The 19,350-nt window shown below is 47.6% G+C and carries 16 protein-coding genes; 6 read left to right on the plus strand and 10 right to left on the minus strand.

From position 1 onward, the window contains the following. The first annotated feature begins 157 nt into the window (after positions 1-157). Positions 158-1,528, plus strand: a complete 1,371-nt coding sequence (locus tag DXC57_RS08790; RefSeq protein WP_118652125.1) for an MATE family efflux transporter — start codon at positions 158-160, stop codon at positions 1,526-1,528. Between the two features lie 193 nt (positions 1,529-1,721). Here DXC57_RS08790 and DXC57_RS08795 read toward each other — a convergent pair whose 3' ends face one another. The 3 genes from DXC57_RS08795 to DXC57_RS08805 all read right to left on the minus strand — a co-directional run bounded on the left by DXC57_RS08795 (position 1,722) and on the right by DXC57_RS08805 (position 4,805). Beyond that, positions 1,722-2,564 (minus strand): DUF975 family protein, encoded by an 843-nt coding sequence (locus DXC57_RS08795; RefSeq protein WP_118652127.1) that lies wholly within the window; start codon positions 2,562-2,564, stop codon positions 1,722-1,724. A gap of 276 nt (positions 2,565-2,840) precedes the next feature. Further along, positions 2,841-3,485 (minus strand): cytidylate kinase-like family protein, encoded by a 645-nt coding sequence (locus DXC57_RS08800; RefSeq protein ID WP_118652129.1) that lies wholly within the window; start codon positions 3,483-3,485, stop codon positions 2,841-2,843. Positions 3,486-3,515: 30 nt separating this feature from the next. Then, the gene (locus DXC57_RS08805) at positions 3,516-4,805 is read right to left on the minus strand and encodes a galactokinase family protein (RefSeq protein ID WP_022359915.1); all 1,290 of its coding nucleotides are present in this window, start codon (positions 4,803-4,805) and stop codon (positions 3,516-3,518) included. 539 nt (positions 4,806-5,344) lie between these two features. On the opposite strand from DXC57_RS08805, the gene DXC57_RS08810 reads away from it, so the two are divergent. Then, the gene (locus DXC57_RS08810) at positions 5,345-6,283 is read left to right on the plus strand and encodes a TIGR01212 family radical SAM protein (RefSeq protein WP_118652131.1); all 939 of its coding nucleotides are present in this window, start codon (positions 5,345-5,347) and stop codon (positions 6,281-6,283) included. A gap of 2 nt (positions 6,284-6,285) precedes the next feature. Here the strand turns inward: DXC57_RS08810 and DXC57_RS08815 are convergent, their stop codons facing one another. The 5 genes from DXC57_RS08815 to htpG all read right to left on the minus strand — a co-directional run bounded on the left by DXC57_RS08815 (position 6,286) and on the right by htpG (position 12,327). Then, positions 6,286-7,386 carry a CapA family protein gene (locus tag DXC57_RS08815; RefSeq protein ID WP_243101394.1) on the minus strand — a complete coding sequence of 367 codons (1,101 nt, stop codon included), beginning with the start codon at positions 7,384-7,386 and terminating at the stop codon, positions 6,286-6,288. A 228-nt stretch (positions 7,387-7,614) separates the two neighbouring features. Further along, positions 7,615-8,457 (minus strand): DegV family protein, encoded by an 843-nt coding sequence (locus tag DXC57_RS08820; RefSeq protein ID WP_118638339.1) that lies wholly within the window; start codon positions 8,455-8,457, stop codon positions 7,615-7,617. Between the two features lie 273 nt (positions 8,458-8,730). Then, positions 8,731-9,798, minus strand: a complete 1,068-nt coding sequence (locus tag DXC57_RS08825) for a type II CAAX endopeptidase family protein (RefSeq protein WP_182457252.1) — start codon at positions 9,796-9,798, stop codon at positions 8,731-8,733. 48 nt (positions 9,799-9,846) lie between these two features. Beyond that, the gene (locus tag DXC57_RS08830; protein ID WP_118473033.1) at positions 9,847-10,113 is read right to left on the minus strand and encodes a DUF2007 domain-containing protein; all 267 of its coding nucleotides are present in this window, start codon (positions 10,111-10,113) and stop codon (positions 9,847-9,849) included. A 210-nt stretch (positions 10,114-10,323) separates the two neighbouring features. Continuing rightward, positions 10,324-12,327: a molecular chaperone HtpG gene (htpG, locus tag DXC57_RS08835; protein ID WP_118652137.1), complete on the minus strand. Its 2,004-nt coding sequence runs from the start codon at positions 12,325-12,327 to the stop codon at positions 10,324-10,326. A gap of 357 nt (positions 12,328-12,684) precedes the next feature. Between htpG and DXC57_RS08840 the strand changes: the two genes are divergently transcribed. Continuing rightward, the gene (locus DXC57_RS08840; RefSeq protein WP_107001332.1) at positions 12,685-13,179 is read left to right on the plus strand and encodes a DUF5721 family protein; all 495 of its coding nucleotides are present in this window, start codon (positions 12,685-12,687) and stop codon (positions 13,177-13,179) included. Positions 13,180-13,222: 43 nt separating this feature from the next. Here the strand turns inward: DXC57_RS08840 and DXC57_RS08845 are convergent, their stop codons facing one another. After that, positions 13,223-14,089 carry a MurR/RpiR family transcriptional regulator gene (locus DXC57_RS08845; RefSeq protein WP_107001331.1) on the minus strand — a complete coding sequence of 289 codons (867 nt, stop codon included), beginning with the start codon at positions 14,087-14,089 and terminating at the stop codon, positions 13,223-13,225. Positions 14,090-14,343: 254 nt separating this feature from the next. Here DXC57_RS08845 and DXC57_RS08850 point away from each other — a divergent pair, with 254 nt between their 5' ends. From DXC57_RS08850 to DXC57_RS08860, 3 genes are all read left to right on the plus strand, one after another. Further along, positions 14,344-15,186: a carbon-nitrogen hydrolase family protein gene (locus DXC57_RS08850; protein WP_243099737.1), complete on the plus strand. Its 843-nt coding sequence runs from the start codon at positions 14,344-14,346 to the stop codon at positions 15,184-15,186. Then, a complete protein-coding gene (locus tag DXC57_RS08855; RefSeq protein ID WP_118468524.1) occupies positions 15,187-16,755 on the plus strand; it encodes a BCCT family transporter in 1,569 nt (522 codons plus the stop codon). It abuts the gene before it with no gap. A 148-nt stretch (positions 16,756-16,903) separates the two neighbouring features. After that, positions 16,904-17,851, plus strand: coding sequence for a DMT family transporter (locus DXC57_RS08860; protein ID WP_118522943.1), 948 nt, complete (start codon positions 16,904-16,906; stop codon positions 17,849-17,851). 84 nt (positions 17,852-17,935) lie between these two features. On the opposite strand, the gene DXC57_RS08865 is transcribed toward DXC57_RS08860, so the two are convergent. After that, a complete protein-coding gene (locus DXC57_RS08865) occupies positions 17,936-19,318 on the minus strand; it encodes a sodium/glutamate symporter (RefSeq protein ID WP_118652139.1) in 1,383 nt (460 codons plus the stop codon). Positions 19,319-19,350 lie beyond the last annotated feature (32 nt).

Consider the following 19,350-nt stretch of genomic DNA (forward strand, 5'->3'; position numbering starts at 1 on the left):
AAAATACCGCGTGCTGACCAGCCCGCTTCTATATCACAAAAAAAAGTGCCTCTATTTTACTTTTTTTCGTGATTTTTCGGATTGCCAATTTTATGTATTTCTTATAAAATCTACTCTCAGAGTTTTATAATCGTTTTTTAGAAAGGATGGTTTTTCCATGAGCCGCTCTTCGCAACGCTCTACCATAAAAGATATGACAAACGGGAGCCCGGCAAAGCTGATTCTGGGCTTTGCGGTTCCGATGCTGATGGGACTTTTATTCCAGCAGTTTTACAGCATGGTCGATACGATCATAGTTGGAAAATTTCTCGGCGTTGATGCGCTGGCTTCGGTCGGTTCCACCTCTGCCATCAACTTTATGATTAACGGTTTCGTCATCGGCGTCTGCACCGGCTTTTCCATTCCGGTTGCACAGCGGTTCGGCGCACAGGATTACAAGGATATGCGCCGTTTCGTCGCCAATGCCGGATGGGTCGCCTCCTGTTTTGCCGTGATCATGACCGTGATCGTCTGCCTGATGACACGCCAGATTCTCGTCTGGATGCAGACGCCGGACAATATCATCGACGGCGCGTACAGCTACATTTTCTTCGTATTTGCAGGCATCCCGGCGACCTACCTGTACAATACGCTGGCGGGCATCATCCGTGCGCTCGGCGACTCCAAAACGCCGGTCTATTTCCTGATTTTATCCAGCCTTTTAAACATTGCGCTGGATCTGCTTTTCATCGTACAGATCGGAACCGGCACCGCCGGAGCTGCCTATGCAACTGTTATCTCTCAGGCAGTATCCGGTATTCTCTGCCTGATCTATATGAAGAAAAAATTTGAAATCCTGCATATGCACCGTGAGGAAACGCGCATCAGCGGCAGACACATTTACATTCTCTGCAAAATGGGTGTGCCGATGGGACTCCAGTATTCGATTACCGCGATCGGCTCGGTTGTCATCCAGACTGCCATCAACTCCTTAGGTTCCATCGCGGTTGCCTCCGTCACCGCAGGTCAGAAGATCGGCATGTTCTTCTGCTGCCCGTTTGACGCGCTGGGCGGCACGATGGCAACCTACGCCGGACAGAACGCCGGTGCCGGAAAGGTAGACCGCATCCGCCAGGGCGTCCGGTCCGCGACTCTCATCGGCGGCATCTACTCCATTGCGGCGTGCATCGTGCTGACCGTGTTTGGCGGCGTGATTCCGCTTCTCTTCGTCGATGCCTCGGAAACAGTTGTAATCCATCAGGCGCACCTGTTCCTGACCTTCAACTCCCTGTTCTACATACCTCTGACAATCGTCAATGTATGGCGTTTCACGATTCAGGGAATGGGCTACAGCCTGCTCGCCATCCTGGCAGGTGTCTGCGAAATGATCGCCCGCGCCATGGTCGGCTTCCTGCTGGTACCGATCTTTGGCTACATCATCATCTGTTTTGCCTCGCCGCTTGCATGGCTGCTCGCCGATGCATTTCTGATTCCGGCATTCTTCTATTGCCAGAAACATTTGCTGTCTGAGAAAGCACGGATGGACTAAAACAAAATAAATAATACAACTCAAAAAAACTCCTCAGAAAGCTTTCATTTTGACCACTTTCTGAGGAAATTTTTGATTACAGATTCTTATTTTGGGCTTTCGCCAATTTGATTTTCAAAGATTTTTATTGTTCCGTCTATCCTTACACAAGCACAGTTCTATGCAAATGATTTCATTTTTGTACAGACAGAGTTCACGCATTTTCACTTTCCTCCGGCTCATTCTCACTCCACTTATCCCGCATTTCTATCTCTTCTATTTCCCTCTTCTCATCCCGCACGTCCCTATAAAATGCCGCAAATGCCGCCTCCTCATATGGGCGCAGAAACAGATAGCCAATATTGAGCGGTCCCATCAGCCCTACCAGAAACAGCACGGTCACACCGCTGAGCCTTCCCTGTGTATACAAAAGAACCGCTGGTATTATATATTGAATGCTGCAGATCAGCCGCCAGCCGATAAAGCTAAAGGTCAGGCAGAATAAATTCCATTTTTTCCCATCCATCAGGCGGCGCGACTCGGTGATCGCCTCGTTGGCGGAATATTCTGGATGTTCCATCAGCACATATGGTGTCATCGCATAGCTGTACGTCTTTATGAAACCCGGAACGAAAAACAGGCAGGTCCAGCAAAATATATAAAAGCCGCGCACAAATACCATCGCCACGCCATCTGTGATCCGCGAAAGCTGGGAAAATAAATCAGAAAAGGATGCTTCCTTTTTCTCTGCCAGATTCAGATGGAAACGGGCGTATCCCATCTGCCCCGCACCTCCAATAATAACCACCATCAAGCCCCAGATAAGCAAAAGCACCAAGGGCAGAAGCATGCTGCGCATCAGAAATACCTGCGTCAGCACATTCTTCACTTCCGGTCGTGCCTGTATCACTTTTTGCAGCTCTGATATTCCATTTGGCGCCGTATCGGCAATCTCCGCACCAATCAGGGACGCTGCTAATCCCGTTCCCATCGCAAGTTTCCAGTTTCCGCGCAGTGTCTCACGCGCCATTTGCCTAAATTCAGATGCACTTCTCATGCTTTTGCCCCCTTTCTTTCTGAAATCATTGTATCATTTTTCCATTTTGACCGTCAATATGCCACTTCAAACCGTAAATAATTTGTAATAAGGTCGTAATGATTCTACTGTCGTCAAAGGAAAATTCAGAATGCCGGAATCACTCTCCCAGCATTCTGGGAGCTGATTGAGCTGGCGATCCGCTGGCACTTCTCATCTTCCAAATCTGCCCTGCTTCCCGCAATCTTCAACTGAAATTTTTAGCCTGCATCACAGACAGGTTGTTTTCATTTTCCCCTACTTCACATACCCGCGCAGCTTCACATATTCCTTGATCAGCTCCGCCGTCTCGTCCAGTCCGAGGCGGGTCGTATTGATCGGAAGATCGTAGTTCTTCATGTTTTTCCAGTCATTTCCAGTAAAATATTTATAATAATTCTTCCGCTCATTCTCAATCTTCCGGATGCGCTTCTTCGCTCTTTCTTCACTGATGCAGTCTACTTCCATAACGCGCTGCACGCGGCGCACACGGTCGGCATAGACAAAGATGCGGACCAGATTTTCGATCTCCTCGTCCTGATCCAGCACATAGCCAGCCGCACGGCCCACAAATACGCACGGTTCCTGTTCTGCCAGCTCCCGCATCACCATCGCCTGGAATTTAAACAGGTTATCCGGCGATGTCACATCGCCTTTCAGGGACGGCTTTCCGAACACATCTGCCTTCTTCGCGCCAGCCAGACGGTGAAGCAGGTTGTTTCCCGCTTTCTCATCCGCTAAACGGAAAAATTCCTCTCCGACCGCACTCTTCTCCGACGCCATCTTTAAGATCTCATCGTCATAGAAATGAAGCCCCAGCTCCTCTGCCAGCTTGCGTCCCACAATACGTCCGCCGCTTCCATACTCCCTCTCGATTGTGATAATCAAATTTTTATTTCCCATAAACTCCACCGCCTTTCCAGGTCCCAATTTTTAGATGCGCTCGCTCACGCAGATCGCGCCGTGCGGGCGGATGCTCATGCGGTATACATTGCCCTCTCCGATCGCATTTTCAATGTATTCTGTATACTCGTCCACCAGATCGTTCGGAATCATCGCCATGATAACACCGGCAAAGCCGCCGCCATGAACCCGGCACGCGCCGCGTCCTTTTTTCGCGATAAACAATTCCGTCAGCGCCAGTGCAATGCTGATGCCCTGCTCCTGCACGTCTGCAGTCGTGTATACATTCTGAAGCCATTTCCAGGAAGAATTGCCCGAAGCTGTGATTCCCTCCAAAAAGGCAGCAAAATCATTTTCCCGAAGGGCCTTTACTTCCTGCTCCACTCTCTTATTTTCCTCAAAGAAATGGAACGCACGCATCACGGAACGGTCTCCCGCAAATGCACGCACTTTCGCCAGGTTTGCGATCACCTCTTCCTCGGAAATCTCCGCGCAGACCTCTTTGCCAAAGTACTGCGCTACTTTTTTCATCTCGTTTGGAACGGAAGAATAATCTGCGCTCAGATCCGCGTGGCCTTTTCCCGTATTTACAATCATCAGGCTGTGATCCTGCGCGCCGAAATCAAAATCAATCTTCTCCACAACCGGCGCTTCCGGATTTTTAAAATCGATCGTAATCAGACCGCCGACCGCGCATGCCATCTGATCGAGCAGACCCGACGCCTTGTTCCAGAACTTGTTTTCTGCATATTTTCCGATGTGGGCGTAGGTGACAACATCCATCTTTCCCTCGTTAAACATCGTATTTAACATAGAGCAGATCAGCATCTCATAGGAAGCCGAAGAGCTGACGCCCGCCGCGCTGATAACATTGCTGGTAATGTATGCGTCAAATCCGCCGACCTTGTATCCTCTCTCCTCAAAGCCCTTTAAAATGCCCTTTGTCAGGTCGATGGTGCCGCTCATACCCGTGCTCGGTTTCAGGTCGCTTAAATGGATGCTGAAATTTTGATGAAATGTCTCACTTAATATGCGGATCGTGTCGGTTCCGTTCGGTGCCGCCGCGCCGACGCAGTCCAGGTTGATACTGCCCGCCAGCACCTTGCCATGATTGTGATCGGTGTGGTTGCCGCTGATCTCCGTCCGTCCCGGGGAAGTAAACAGCTTGATATCACGTTCCCCATATGTTTTCTCAAAGCGCTCTGCCACATAGCGGTAACGCGCCCGGTTCTCCTCCGCTTTCTCTGCCCCGTATAATTCTGCCATCAGCACTTTCGTTTTCTCAGATTCCAGCTGTTTCAGTGTTTCTTTGACTGACATATCCCTTCTCCTTTTCCCCAAATTGTTTGTTACTGTTCATGCATACGCGCCCAGTAACGGAATTTGCCGTGGCTTCGCATATTAATACGGCAAATTCCTGCTGCCACCACGTTTTCTTACGGCACTTTCGGTTCCAAAAGTGCCTACCCGTGAACAATTGTTTCCTTTATATGATTATGATTTCAGATATTTTGATTTAATCTGACTTCTTGTATGTATTATATCATAACTCACGAACCCGCGCTATCGCGCTCTACCGCCCTGCTTCGCATGGCTGTTCGTTCGTTAATGGCGCAAGAAAAGAATATGTCTGCTTCGCAGCCGCATTCTTTTCTTCTGCGCTCATTATATCATTTTCCTCAAAATGCCTCAATACGATATTCTTTCGTGTATTTACAAAATGCTGTGGTTCTGGTAAGCTTTCATTTATATAGTAAAACACAGGAGTCCGTATGAAGCAAACCACTCAAACATACCTATCATTACCCGAAACATTCCATCCTGCATCCACCACCTCCGGCAAACAGCCGGATTCCTCCATGCCCCGCTGCTACTCCGACGGTCGTCCCTACTATTCGTTAAACGCATGGCTGAAAGACCAATTTGGGCAGAAAATCTACAAGCTGGCGCTCGACGGCGGCATGACCTGTCCCAACCGGGACGGTACGCTGGGAACGGGCGGCTGCATTTTCTGCAGCCACGGCGGTTCCGGCGATTTTGCAGAGCCGGCTCACACCTCCGTGACCGAACAGATCGAAGCGGCAAAGGCGCGTGTCGCAAATAAAATAAAGGGTGGAAAATATGTCGCATATTTCCAGTCCTACACAAATACCTATGCGCCTGTCTCCTATCTGGAGCCGCTTTTTTCCGAAGCAATCGCCCACCCGGATGTGTCTGCTCTGTCCATCGGAACTCGCCCGGACTGCCTGCCGCCGGATGTCATGGAGCTTCTCGCCCGCTTAAACCGTCGAAAACCGGTCTGGGTGGAACTGGGACTTCAGACCATCCATGAGGAAAGTGCCGCGCGCATCCAGCGCGGTTATTCCCTCCCGGTCTTTGAAAATGCCGTCCGTGAACTGAAAGCCGCCGGTCTGACCGTCATCGTCCATGTCATTCTGGGGCTGCCTGATGAAACGAAAGCCCAGATGCTCGATACCGTCCGCTATCTGGCCGATTTCCAGCCCGCCATCGACGGCATCAAACTTCAGCTTCTCCACATTTTACGCGGCACGAAGCTGGCAGAGCTCTACGAACAAGCACCTTTTCCGGTCTTTTCAATGGACGAATACATTGAGCTGCTGATCGAATGTATCCGCCTGCTGCCGCCCGATATGGTCATCCACCGGATCAGCGGCGATGGACCGAAAAAATTGCTGGTCGCACCGGAATGGAGTGGAAATAAGCGGGCGTTTTTGAATGCGTTTTCCAAGGCACTGCGGGAAAGCGGGTGTTTTCAGGGGCAGGATTTCACGAATTGATTTTACTGCACCTGCACCTTTCCATTCTCATCAATCTGCACGCCGTCCGAAAGCCCCTGTATCTTCTGGTAAAACGCCTCTTTCTTCCCCACGTCCAGCTCTCTCGTATATCCGGCAGATGAAGTTGCAGGCACAATTGAAAGCGCCGTCTCTCCCTGTGCATCTACCGACGCCTGCACCAGCATTGTCTCCGGAATCGAGCTTCCGAACACAAAATTTCCCAGACTGTACAGAATCCATTTTCCATGATACAGCTCAATCCCCTGCAGCACATGTGGATGGCTGCCAACCACCAGATCAGCGCCCGCGTCGATGTACTGATGTCCCATCTCCCGCTGGTACGCCTCTGGCTGCGTGTTCCGCTCGATACCCCAGTGGACATAGACAACCAGATAATCACACTCTTTCTTTACCTTCTGGATCTCCTGCACGACCGAAGCCGTGTCATACGCCGAAAACATACCCGGATGCGACGATCCTGCCGCCCATCCGCCCGTCGGAAAGACGCGCGACGCGCCCAGAAAACCGATCTTTTTTCCATTTTTCTCAATGATCTGCGGCTGTTTCGCCTCTTCCAGATTTTTTCCCGCCCCAACATGCAAAATCCCGGCACTGTCCAGCGTATCGCACGTGTCCAGCAGTGCGTCCGTGCCGTAATCTAGCGCATGGTTGTTCGCCACCGTCACGATGTCTGGTCCGATCTCCTGTAAAATAGACACGCGGGACGGCGATACCCGGAACGTAAACTGTTTATCCGCCGCCTGTGTTCCCCGGTCGCTGAACGGAAATTCCAGGTTTGCCATAAAAATATCAGACTCCGCGATCGTCTCCCGCAAGCTCTCTCCGAGGACGCCACCGATACCTCCCATACGGTCGTAGGCATTTAAAACATGGTTGGAAAAATAGATATCTCCGGCAAACAGAAGCGAACACTCATTTGAATCATTTTCTCCCGGTTCTGACTCAAGTTTGCCAGATTCGTCCTGCCCCTGCATTTCCACCCCCAGTTCCGCGCCATCTACCTGTTCTGACTCCACCTGCCTGTCTATATCTGTTTCCGGATCAAGCGTTTCTTCCGATACCGTTTTGTCTTTTGGCTCCAATGAGATTGTCTCTTTCCATATGGAACCTCCCGCCTGGCATCCGCCAAGCAAAAGCGTCATTCCTGCCAAAATTGTCAAATTTCCAATTCTGGATAAAAGAAATGCCGTCCGGTATCTGAACGGCATTTTCGTGCATGTACTAAAAAATGTATGCTTCATTTTTCCTCAATCAATCGCAGCTGTCCAGCGTTTTCCACCTTTCCAGCTGTCATCACCCACTCTTTCTCCCTACAGTGTCATAATGATTCCGCCGTCGCCCGCATACACGGTTGCAACGCCAGCCGTATTCGTGATCACTACCTCACGGAAGTTTGCCCGTTTACACATGATCTCTTTCACGTGCTCAGCACGTTCCGGGTTATTACAGTGTGCGATCACCAGACGTTTGCTTGCGGTATCGCCGCCCTCTTTGCACGCAATCTCCGCCATCCGGTCGAGCGCCCGGGTCATGCCGCGCGCCTGATCAAGCTTGATGATCGTACCGCTGTCCGCGCCCATAACCGGCTTGATATTCAGCGCCGACGCGATAAAAGCCGTCAAACCGGTCAGACGGCCATTTTTCTTTAAGAAATCAAGCGTCTCAATGACGAAATACGTGTTCATCGAATCCCGATATGCCTCCGTCTGCCTGCAGATCTCCTCAAACGGAAGACCTTTCTCGCACAGATCCCGGATGAACAGCGCAATATTTAACTCGCCCGCCGACGCCGACAGGGAATCAATGACTGCAATCTTCTTCCCGTCCGTTCCGTTCTCTTCCTCATAAAGGCGTTTTGCCAAAGCCGCCGAATTGTAGCAGCCGCTCAGATGGTTCGAAAGCGTTACCACGAAAATATATTCTGCCTCGCCCTCAAATGCTTCCTTGAAGCTCTCCGGCGATGGACACGCCGTCTTCGGGCACTCGGGACTTGCCTTTACCTTTGCCAGAAACTCCTTCTGGTTAAATGTCTCATCATCCGTTACCTTGTAATCCCCTATCTGCAGGGTCAGCGGAATCATCTGAAAATGCGGATCCAATTTCAGTTCCTCCGTCAAATCCATGCAGCTGTCACCAATAATTTTATATAACATAACGTCCTCCCGTTACGCAATTCACATCACGTAGTATTCATTACTATTTATTATAGTAATCACACAGTAGGAAGTCAAGCAGAATCCCGTGAAATACATGCTGAAATACATGACAAACACATGAACAGTGTTATTGTTCACGCACACGTGCTCAGTAACAGATTTTACCGTGGCTTCGCATTTAAATACAACAAATTCCTGCTGCCACCACGTTATCTTACGGCACTTTCACTTCCAAAAGTGCCTGCTTGTGAACAGCAGCTGACCACCACATCATCTCGACAAGAAAAACGCCATCGTAATCAAACTTACCAGAATAAATGCCACTGTTCCGAGATTCCCATACATTGCCCCACATATATTGCGGAATTTCACTCCCTCTGGGAGTGCCCCATCGGACAGCTGGATTTTCCGGAAATTGAAAATCAGCAGAACAAACGCCCCGATGATCGTGCAGCCCATAAACCCGGTCATCAGAAACGTGATAAACAGCGGCAGCAGCGTATCCTGTGTTCCAAGCATCGCTATCACTAACGACCAGCTGTTGATCAGAATATGCAGCAGACAGTTATAACGCATCCGTCCCGTCTTCACCGCCACATATCCCAGAACCACGCCAATCACCGCCGCATAGAGAAACTGCGTCACATTTCCGTGCATCAGACCAAACATCAGCGCCGTGTAGGTGATCGCCGCCTTATCGCCAAAACGGCGCAATCGGTTTAAAAGTTTCCATCGAAAGATATATTCCTCAATAATTGGTCCTAAAAACCCTACATATAAAATCATTACCGGCGAGAGCGAATCCAGCATCTCGTTGACCGGGTTCATCGCGGATGCATCGCCGCCGCTACTTGCCGCCACCGCATCATTGATTGCATTTCCCAGCAGGTTAAAGATAGTTCCAAATCCCTGTGCCAAAATAAAAAACATACAGAACTGCAGGAAACTAATCTTCATTTTCTCTGCCCGTTCTTCCGGGACAAGGCGCAGAATTAAAAATACGAATGGAAGAACCAGCGCATAGATGACCAGCGTGCTTCCGCCGTCCTCATACCACGCTGCATTTACCATCCGGTTCAAAAACGTACTGATCACGCCTCCGTCCGCCCATACGTTGCCAGCCACTTCCAGAAGTATGCTGACAAGCACCGTCATCACGCTGAAAAATGCCAACGCCCAGCCGAGGACATTGCAGACACGGCGCACCTCGCGGCGGCAGGTTTTTCGGATTTGTTTCGGACTCTGAACCGCATTCTGCAGCTCAGGTTCCGTTTGCAGACCATTTTCATCTGCCTCCCACTGCCAAAGATCCGATTCGTTCCAGTTTCCCTCTCCCATTTTCTCTCCTTCGTCATTCAGGCCTTTCATTCCCAGAAAATACCTGTTTTATCTTCCGGCGCTTTCTATCACACGGCGCGCCTTTTCCTCCTCTGCTTTCTGCACATAAAACAGATATTCCCGTTCCGATGCCGCATTTTCTCCCGCACTTCCCAGCCTCGCCCGCTGATTGCCGGAAAGCACGCCCGATTTCAGACGGTTCTGCACCTTGACCTGATACTCAATTCCCGCCTGTTCCAGCTGCTCCCGGATCGCCGCCTGCCGTTTCATATCAAACGTCGCGCCAACCTGTTTCCATCCTCCGATTCCAAACATACACGCACCTCCCCGTCAAATCTGAAAAAACCTTGCTAAGTGCTCCTATTCTATCATAAATAGTAAATTCGTGAAATAGTGAATCCCATTTGCTCTCTTACGACAGGTAATAAAAGAGCTGCCACATTTACGTGCAGCAGCTCCGTTATTATATCATATATGATATTTTAACATATTTTCCTATATAAAACAGTCCTAAACCAGACGCCCTTAGTTCAGCATCATACCCATAATCTCATTCGACCGTGCGATAAACTTCGTCATGCGCTCCGGTGTCAGGGAACCGTGGCTGAGCTGTGCCAGGTCGTAGAGCTGTTCGCAGATCTTCGGCGTATTCTCGCTATCCGTGTGCTCTAAGACGTACTGAACGAGCTTGTTGTTCGCGTTGAGTACCAGCACCTGACCGCTGCCGCCGAACATCGACGCGTCCATGCCCATGTTGTACATCTTCATCATATCCTGCATACGGCGTGTTTCCTCCGACAGGGTGATCATCGAAGAAATCTCAGCATCCTTCAGCTTCTCAACCTTTACCTGCAGCTTATCATCGCCCAGTGCTTTCTTGAAGGTCTCTGTCAACGTCTCTTCCTGTTTCTTGAGCGCTTCCTTGTCCTCTTCCTTCACTTCCTCGCGCAGCGTGTCATTGACATCGGCATCAATACGCAGGAATTTCAGGTTCTCATGCTTCTGCTCTTCCTGGCTGATGAATGGATTATCAATGCTGTGAGACATGATGATCGCATCCTGTCCGTTTGCCTTGAACATGTTGATGTACTGGCTCTGCTCTTTCTCATTTGTTACATAGTAGATCTGGTTCTCATGACCTTCCTCTTTCGCCTTATCCATGCAGTCTTTCAACGTCAGATATTTTCCGTCCAGATTCTTGTAAATGATGTAGTCATCCATCTTCTCAGCAAATTTCTGATCCTTTAAGCAGCCAAATTTGATAAATGGAGCGATATCGTCCCAATATTTCTCATAGGTCTCACGGTCTGTCTTGCACATACCGGTCAGCTTGTCCGCTACCTTCTTGGTGATGTAATCGGAAATCTTCTTTACAAATCCATCATTCTGCAGCGCACTTCTCGATACATTCAACGGCAGATCCGGGCAGTCGATCACGCCCTTTAAGAGCATCAGGAACTCCGGAATAACTTCCTTGATATTATCCGCGATAAATACCTGGTTGTTGTACAGCTTGATAGTGCCCTCAATGCTCTCGTACTCCATGTTGATCTTCGGGAAGTACAGAATACCTTTCAGGTTGAACGGATAATCCATGTTCAGATGAATCCAGAACAGCGGTTCCTTGTAATCCATAAATACCTTGCGGTAAAATTCTTTGTATTCTTCCTCGGTACACTCGTTCGGATGCTTGTTCCACAGCGGGTGAATGTCATTCAGTGCCACCGGACGTTTCAGGATCTTATATTTCTCGGTTCTCGGAGATACCTCCACGGTCTCTTTTGTGCCGTCCTCTTTCTCCTTTTCCTCGGTCTTTGCTTCCTCGACCACCGTCTCAACGATGGTGTCCTTGTCGGTCAGCTGATCCTTCTCGATCGTCTCATACTCCGGCTCTGCCGTTGCATTTTTCAGGTAAATCTCAACCGGCATGAAAGAGCAGTACTTCTGGATGACTTCACGTGCGCGATACTCATTACAGAACTCAGTGCTGTCTTCATTTAAATAAAGGACAATCTTGGTACCATTGCCTTCCTTATCGCCCTTATCCATCGCAAACTCAGTGCCGCCCTCAGACTCCCAGTGAACCGGCTCTGCGTCTTTCTTATAAGAAAGAGTATCGATCGTAACCTTGTCCGCTACCATGAATGCAGAATAGAAACCCAAACCGAAATGACCGATGATCTGGTCTTCGTTTGCTTTGTCCTTATATTTTGCCAGGAAATCCTGTGCACCGGAAAATGCGATCTGGTTAATGTACTCTTCCACTTCCTCGGCAGTCATACCGATACCATTATCCTCGACGGTGATCGTCTTGTCCTCAGAATTAACGGTAACCTGAATCTTATACTCCGTCTCTCCCGGCTCCTCATACTCGCCCATCAGCGCCAGCTTTTTCAGCTTCGTGATCGCGTCGCATCCGTTGGAAATCAGCTCACGATAGAAAATATCATGATCGGAATAAAGCCATTTCTTAATGATCGGGAAAATATTCTCGCTGTTGATTGATAAACTTCCTGTTTTTGCTGCCATATCTATACACTCCTTTTGATTGCAAAATACAGTGGATATCCGCTCCCGGAAATGGAGTCTGGCAGTTTCACTCTGCCGCGTCCAATCCTGCTATCCAGCTACATAAATATACGCTTGTAAAATTCTTTTTTTTGTGATTTTCCATCACCGTGACTCTTATTTTAATACCAGCGTTCCAAGATGTCAATAGAAAATTAGCACTCATTTTTGTTGAGTGCTAATAAAATTTTAAAATTCTCCGTCTTGCCAATAAGAAGTCACTTGCGTCCCCCTCCCGCCTGCGATAAAATAGAATCTACGTTATTGTTTCTACATTACACAGAAAATAACGAATTTACCATCTCAGCGAGGACACATATGATTGCCTGCAATATCTGTGATATAAAATTATTTACCAAGAAACTGTTCATCGGAGAGACATTTGACCGCTTTCTGCTCAAGGAAGCGGAGATCGTAACGTTCAACACCTTCTCCATCGACGGACGCGTCCATAAAAGCTTTTATTCCGAAGAAGAGCGTGCCGAGGGGCAGATTGAAGAATATTCAACCTGGAAAACTCTGCGCCCGTTCTGTTTTTCCCTCATAAAAGGAAAAAAGCTTCCGGAGCGCTTCTCCATCATTTTGAAGCTTCCGAAGGCTGCCACCGAACAGTTTCTGACCGCCCGCAAAAGCCAATGGCTCCCGGAGCAGGTCGGCGGACTGTTCTTAAATATTCATTATGAAAACCAGCATTTAAGCTGTGTCACCGGGCTGTCGCTCAACCAATTTACGTTAGACAAGACGCTGGAACGCGAGTGGGACGAGTCGATCCGGACATTTTTGCGAAAAGAAGAGCTGCCGTTTGAGGAATAACGGCAGCCCTGTTTTATCGGAATTTCCAGTTACACATCTTCGATTAATTCTCCCAGAGAATCAGTCCATTGTCATTCAATGCCTGTTCGATCTTTTCAATATTCTTCGTGGATTCCGGTGCGGTCCGTCTTCCCAGTTCACTCATGAGCGCCTCCGTTACCAGCATCAAAGCAGTATCACCGCTCGGATGGTTCACAGAATTCGTATCAATCACTACATCTGCGATCTTTACCAATGGATTTAAGCTTGTATTTGTGATCAGTATCATCGGGATTCCCAGGTTATGTGCTAACTCTGCCACACGAATCGTCTTTTTCGTACATGGCCAGACCGAATACACTAAAAGCACATCCTTCGGCGTCGTATTGATTGCAATCCGGTCATAGACAAACTCTTCCTCCCGGCTGAGCTGGCGGATATGCGGATAAAAGCGCTCTGCCACATATTCAAAATACAGCGCCAGCGCCTTGCTGGAACGCATTCCCAATATATAGAGCTGATCTGATTCCAGCATCAGCTGGATTGCCGCCTCAAACTGGGAAATGTTTGACGGCGTACAGAGATTTTCAAGCACCTGGATTCCGTCCGCGATCGCCATATGGAACGTATCCCGGCTCGCCGTCTCCGAGGTACGGGAAAATTCTTGCCGCAGGCTACGGTACGGCGTTGTATTTTTCAAAAGCGATTCCTGTGCCAATGCTTTCTTAAATGTAGTGTAGCTGTCAAAGCCCAGAAGCTGTACCAGACGCATGACTGTCGTGCTTCCCACACCCGCATTTTCCGCCAGTTCCGCCACCGTCATCACGCCGATCTTTTCATAATTCAGCGCCAGATAATTGCAGAGAATTCTCTGTTTTTTCGGTACGGCGTCCTTGATTTTTATGATCTGTTCCAATACTTCATTGCCCATCGTTTATCCTCATTCATTCCAAGATTCTCACTCGATTTTCGTTTGGTTTTATTATATACTTTCCTTACAAATTCGTCAATTTGACATTTGTTTTTCGTCAAAGCAGACAAATTTCGGAGGATTTCTTTGTAAAAAAGGTAAATTTGTTCTTTATTATTGTATTTTTGGTTGATTTATTCCTTTATAAATTCTATAATTATATCATAAATGTCGTTTATGGAATAAATATTCTATTTTAGGAAGGGGATACTCAAATGCAACAAACTCGATCACCTTACCAAATCGCCATGCTCCAGATGGACTGCGATTTGTTCCATGTTTCTAATAATCTTGACAAAGCAGAGAAACAGATCCGGGAAGCAGCCGCTCACGGGGCAAAATTGATTTGTCTGCCAGAGGTATTTAATGTCGGCTATCTCGGCACCTGCATCCCAGATATGATGAAGCTCGCCGAAATCGAAGATGGACCTTCCTTGACACGGATGCGTAGTCTGGCAAAGGAACTTTCAGTCTTTATTCTGGCTCCGATTCTTTTTTCCACCCCATCTGGAGTCGAAAACTCTGCTTTTTTGATCGATGATACCGGCACGATTCTCGGGCATTATTCAAAAACGCATCCCGTCGGAGACGAACGAACTTATCTGCAGCGCGGCACCCAGTACCCGGTCTTTGAGACAAAACTCGGAAAGATCGGCGTCGTCATCTGCTACGACGTATGCTTTCCAGAAACCGTCCGCCTGCTGACACTGGCCGGTGCCGAACTGGTTTTAGTCCCGGCCGCATGGCGCGCCAGCTACTATTTCAAAGAATGGTGGGATTTAAACCTTGCGTGCCGTGCCCTGGACAATCTTGTATACATAGCCGCAGTCAACCGCTGTGGATTGTCCGGCGATGAGATCTTCGCAGGAAAAAGCCAGCTGGTAAGTCCTATTGGAGAACGGATTGACAGCTGCGGCGTCCAGGAAGAAGCTATTTTATATGGAAGCGTTGATTTAAACCGGATTGCAAAAGAACGTGATTTTAATACCGTTCTGACCGACCGCCACCCGGAGGACTATCGTCCTATCTGGGATACACCCTACAAGGAGGAATCATAAATGACTGATAAAAATGCTAAAAATGAAAACTCAAAAATTCGCATCATGACCTTTTTCCCGCCATTTATTATTCTGGTCGCGTTCCTTGTTTTAAGCCTTGTCGATCAGGAAACTTTTCTGGGAGTCATCAATAATATCAACAACTGGATCATCAAAAATCTCGGCTGGGCTGCCAGCATTCTCGCCCTTGCAATCGTAATCGTCGCCGTTGTTGCCATGTTTTCCAAATTTGGCGATGTACGAATCGGCGGTGAGGACGCCAAACCAGAACTAAGCAATTTTTCCTGGTTTACTATCGCCCTCACAACAACCATGGCAGCCGGTGTCCTCTTCTGGGGACCGGGGGAGCCGATCGCGCATTACGCGTACCCGCCGACCGAATTATACGGCGTTGAACCTTCTACCAGCGGTTCCCTGAAATTTGCCATGGAAACCATGTTCCTTCACTGGACGATCGTTCCATATTGTATGTATACGGTTCCGGCGGTTGTATTTGCTTTCATGTATTACAACGCGAAAAAGCCGTATTCCATCGCCAGTGAAGTTTCCCCTCTTCTGGGTGACCGCTGCTACCATCCTCGCTGGATGCAGACCATCGACGCAATCACCTTATTTGCCATCGGTGCCGGTATGGCTGGTTCTGTTGCACAGGCATTCATGAATATTTCCGGTGGTATCTCTAAAATGCTTGGACTTCCATCTAATGCCCGCCTCTGGTTTATGGTCGGTATTGTCGTTGCCGCTGTCACGGTTGCTACGGCTGTTTCCGGTATCCAGAAAGCTATGAAGCATGTTTCCAATATCAACGTATACGGCTTTGCTATTTTCCTGATTTTCCTGCTGGTATTTTCAAATGCCTCCTTCCTGTTCAACCTCTCTACCGAGGCATTGGGCGGTTTCGCAGGTACCTTTATTGAACGTATCCTGATTACTGGTGAATCCGTTGGAACCCAGTGGCCGCAGTGGTGGACCACCTTCTACTGGTTCAGCTGGATGGCATGGGCACCTACCTCTGGCGCTTTCATGGGACAGATCGCTTATGGACGCAAGGTAAAACACGTGCTTGGATTATATGTAGGTCTTTGTGCTTCTGTCAGTGCCCTGTGGATGGTTTTAGTCAGCGGTACCTCTCTGTGGGTTCAGACTTCTGGACTGTTCGACCTCGTTGCATCTTATGACCGCGGCGTTGAGAATGTTCCTTATGATATGTTAGGAGCTCTTCCGCTTGGAAATCTGATCATCCCATTATTCGTTGTTCTGATCTTCCTCAGCACCATTACCGCCTGCAACTCCAACTGTATCGCTATGGCAGGCATCTCCACTCAGGGTATCAACCCGGATTCCCCGGACTCCCCGATGTGGTTAAAGCTTGTGTGGTGTGTCGTTCCGATGGCAGTCGGCTACATCATGATCGCAACCGTTGGTGTCAATGGTGTCAAGATCATCGCAAACTTCGGCGGAATGTTCGCCGCCCTCATCATGATCGGCGCCACCGCCAGTCTGGGAATTCTGATTAAAAATTATAAAAAATTTGATAAAACAGGATCTGGCAGTTCCGATAAGGTATAGCTTTTCAAATTAAAAGCGTTCGCACAAAATATAAAAACATATAAAAATTAAAGAAACCTCTGCAATTCTTCCTTGATTACAGAGGTTTCTTTGACATATATTTCCTATATTGAACCATTTATCATATAATCATGTTGAAAGGAACGTCATGAAATTTGCACAAACTAATCCAATCCTAGGAGCTATCCTATACAACTTCTTATTTGGCATTTCTTATTTACCGCTAAAAATCTTAACTGCACGCCTAAATGGAGATACCGCACTACTAATTGCACTTCGTTTTGCAATCTGTCTTGTGCTACTTTACGCCTTAAAACATACCGAACGAATTCATCTACGTTCTCTTCGTGATATGGGCATATGTATTCTTCCTATCTGTATTTTCCAGTTGCTTAATGGCTTTTTTGAAACCACCGGCATGTGCTTCTATCCTTCTGGGAAAGCAAGTGTGATTCTGGCATTAATCCCGCTAATCACCACCTTGCTTGCCATTCCGTTTTTTCACGAAAAGCCCTCTGCAGGACAATTTTTCTTTATTCTTCTTAGCTTTTTAGGTATTTTCATTGTTGCCGGAAATTCTGAGGATAAGGCTGCAACCGTATGGGGCTTTTTCCTGTTGTTAATGGCTGCCTTTATGTCCTCTTCCTTAAATCTCTGTATCCGGAAGCTCGGAAAACATCTGACACCTCTGGACATTACCTATGCTATGAGCTTCGCTATGTTCGCCGTTTATGGAAGCATTTCTCTGATAACGCACCTTGTTTCCAACGATCCCATCGAGTTATTTCGTCCGCTCGCGGATCCTGTTATCGTTGGCTGTCTTCTTGCCTTATCCATCGGGTCCTCACTTTATGCTTCAGCACTGCGGAACATAGTTTTTACCCATATGTCCATGGCTACTGCATCCAGCTTCAGCGGCATCTCCACTGTTACAGCTGTATTTACAGGCGTTATTATTCTTAGCGAGCCTTTCGGTTTCCATGAATTTTTCGGTATTGCTCTCGTCCTTCTGGGAATCTGGGGAGTCAATGCACTTCACCATAAAAATGAGAGATTTTCTTTCTCTCATCATTCTCCTCTATTTCACCTACATTAGTCCGAGGCGAACTTTCTATCAATAAAAAATGTGTGGCTGTTCATTTTCATGTCCAACCACACATTTTTCAGAATATACAAAGACTTATTTACTTATGACCTCTGCTTCACCTTCCCGAAGCTCATTCATCCTCTCATTATGTACACCAAAGCATTTTGCACATATCAGGAAGAGCACCACAGCAATTCCCGTTTCAATCACACCAACTGCAATACATCCCATGGAAACCGTCAAAATTGGCGTAAATGCGATGATAAAGACCTCAATCACGGACTGCAGCGTATACGAATATCCATAGTCATTCAATGTGCCGCTCTTTCCTTCCGGATCTACAATTCGAAGAAGCGTAACACCGATTGCCACCACTCCTGTTGTCCATCCAAATACAAAAATTGATCGTTCAAACCAGAAATTGCGGAACAGCTTCTGTCCAACTACAAATACTAAAAACAGGGATGTCAGCATTCCTAATACACATAAAACTAAAATCGGACCTGCAAATTCAAGTACAATGGAAATCGAAATAGATGCCACACCAAAGCCAACCAGATAATCGGTTACCATCGAACCAATCCGTCCTTCCACATGCTCATCAATACTGTCTTTAAAACGAGTATGCCCTATAATCGTGTTAATAATGACACCAAATATCATTGCCAGGCACATAACCGGTAATTCTACATTCGGTAAGAACTGTTTATAAAAATCGTAGAACTTATAACCACACAGTGTTGCAGTCAGCGTGAGTGCAAGATGAAATGCCAACGGATCCATACTCATTGGATTGATGGTTTCTTCTCCCATCGAATTTCTCTTACCTACTGGAACGATTCCTGTGCGGCACTCTTCCGGAAGAGATTCCGCTTTTTCTACCAGACGTGTTCCTCCATGTCTGGTTGCATAGTTAATACAGGCAATTCCTACAAACAAACCAACTAACAGGCCCACGGTTGCAAACGTCTGCCCCAGTACAACGCCATCTTCACGTCCCAGTGAATTGTTAAGTGCCGTTCCAATCGTTGAAGCATAGCCATGTCCACCGCAAAATCCAGATGGCATCAGCAGGGCAATTTCTGTAAATACATTTGGAAACAAAATTTTCATCAGTGCACCGCCTACCAGCAATGCAATACCAAAACAGAAAAATTCAGCTCCCATATTGACACAAAAGGAATCGCCCACCTTTGTCAGAATCTGTTTTACATTGGTTTTATCTTTTTTCCCCAGGAACAAACCGCCAAATAATACACATACCAGCATATAAGCATAACTTCCTATTTTACCGCTCCACGGAATCACGTTTAAAAACTGCGGTCCCAGGACAAGTCCCATCAGACCTGCCAAAACAGACGCTGGAATATAAAACATCTGCAAAAATTTTATACGGGAACGCAGGAACTGGGCTATAATCAGCAGCAGCGACATAAATGCAAAATCATATAGAAACGACATATTGGTATATTCCATAGATATCCTCCTTCCAGTACACTATATTATCC

The organism is Clostridium sp. TF06-15AC, assembly GCF_003481165.1.
In the GTDB taxonomy this organism is placed as follows: Bacteria; Bacillota; Clostridia; order Lachnospirales; family Lachnospiraceae; genus Otoolea; species Otoolea fessa.

Excerpts from the sequence above, each read along its gene's own strand:
- DXC57_RS08790 (WP_118652125.1), top strand. The coding sequence starts at position 158 with ATGAGCCGCTCTTCGCAACGCTCTACCATAAAAGATATGACAAACGGG.
- DXC57_RS08795 (WP_118652127.1), bottom strand. The coding sequence starts at position 2,564 with ATGAGAAGTGCATCTGAATTTAGGCAAATGGCGCGTGAGACACTGCGC.
- DXC57_RS08800 (WP_118652129.1), bottom strand. The coding sequence starts at position 3,485 with ATGGGAAATAAAAATTTGATTATCACAATCGAGAGGGAGTATGGAAGC.
- DXC57_RS08805 (WP_022359915.1), bottom strand. The coding sequence starts at position 4,805 with ATGTCAGTCAAAGAAACACTGAAACAGCTGGAATCTGAGAAAACGAAA.
- DXC57_RS08810 (WP_118652131.1), top strand. The coding sequence starts at position 5,345 with ATGCCCCGCTGCTACTCCGACGGTCGTCCCTACTATTCGTTAAACGCA.
- DXC57_RS08820 (WP_118638339.1), bottom strand. The coding sequence starts at position 8,457 with ATGTTATATAAAATTATTGGTGACAGCTGCATGGATTTGACGGAGGAA.
- DXC57_RS08825 (WP_182457252.1), bottom strand. The coding sequence starts at position 9,798 with ATGGGAGAGGGAAACTGGAACGAATCGGATCTTTGGCAGTGGGAGGCA.
- DXC57_RS08830 (WP_118473033.1), bottom strand. The coding sequence starts at position 10,113 with ATGTTTGGAATCGGAGGATGGAAACAGGTTGGCGCGACGTTTGATATG.
- htpG (WP_118652137.1), bottom strand. The coding sequence starts at position 12,327 with ATGGCAGCAAAAACAGGAAGTTTATCAATCAACAGCGAGAATATTTTC.
- DXC57_RS08840 (WP_107001332.1), top strand. The coding sequence starts at position 12,685 with ATGATTGCCTGCAATATCTGTGATATAAAATTATTTACCAAGAAACTG.
- DXC57_RS08845 (WP_107001331.1), bottom strand. The coding sequence starts at position 14,089 with ATGGGCAATGAAGTATTGGAACAGATCATAAAAATCAAGGACGCCGTA.
- DXC57_RS08850 (WP_243099737.1), top strand. The coding sequence starts at position 14,344 with ATGCAACAAACTCGATCACCTTACCAAATCGCCATGCTCCAGATGGAC.
- DXC57_RS08855 (WP_118468524.1), top strand. The coding sequence starts at position 15,187 with ATGACTGATAAAAATGCTAAAAATGAAAACTCAAAAATTCGCATCATG.
- DXC57_RS08860 (WP_118522943.1), top strand. The coding sequence starts at position 16,904 with ATGAAATTTGCACAAACTAATCCAATCCTAGGAGCTATCCTATACAAC.
- DXC57_RS08865 (WP_118652139.1), bottom strand. The coding sequence starts at position 19,318 with ATGGAATATACCAATATGTCGTTTCTATATGATTTTGCATTTATGTCG.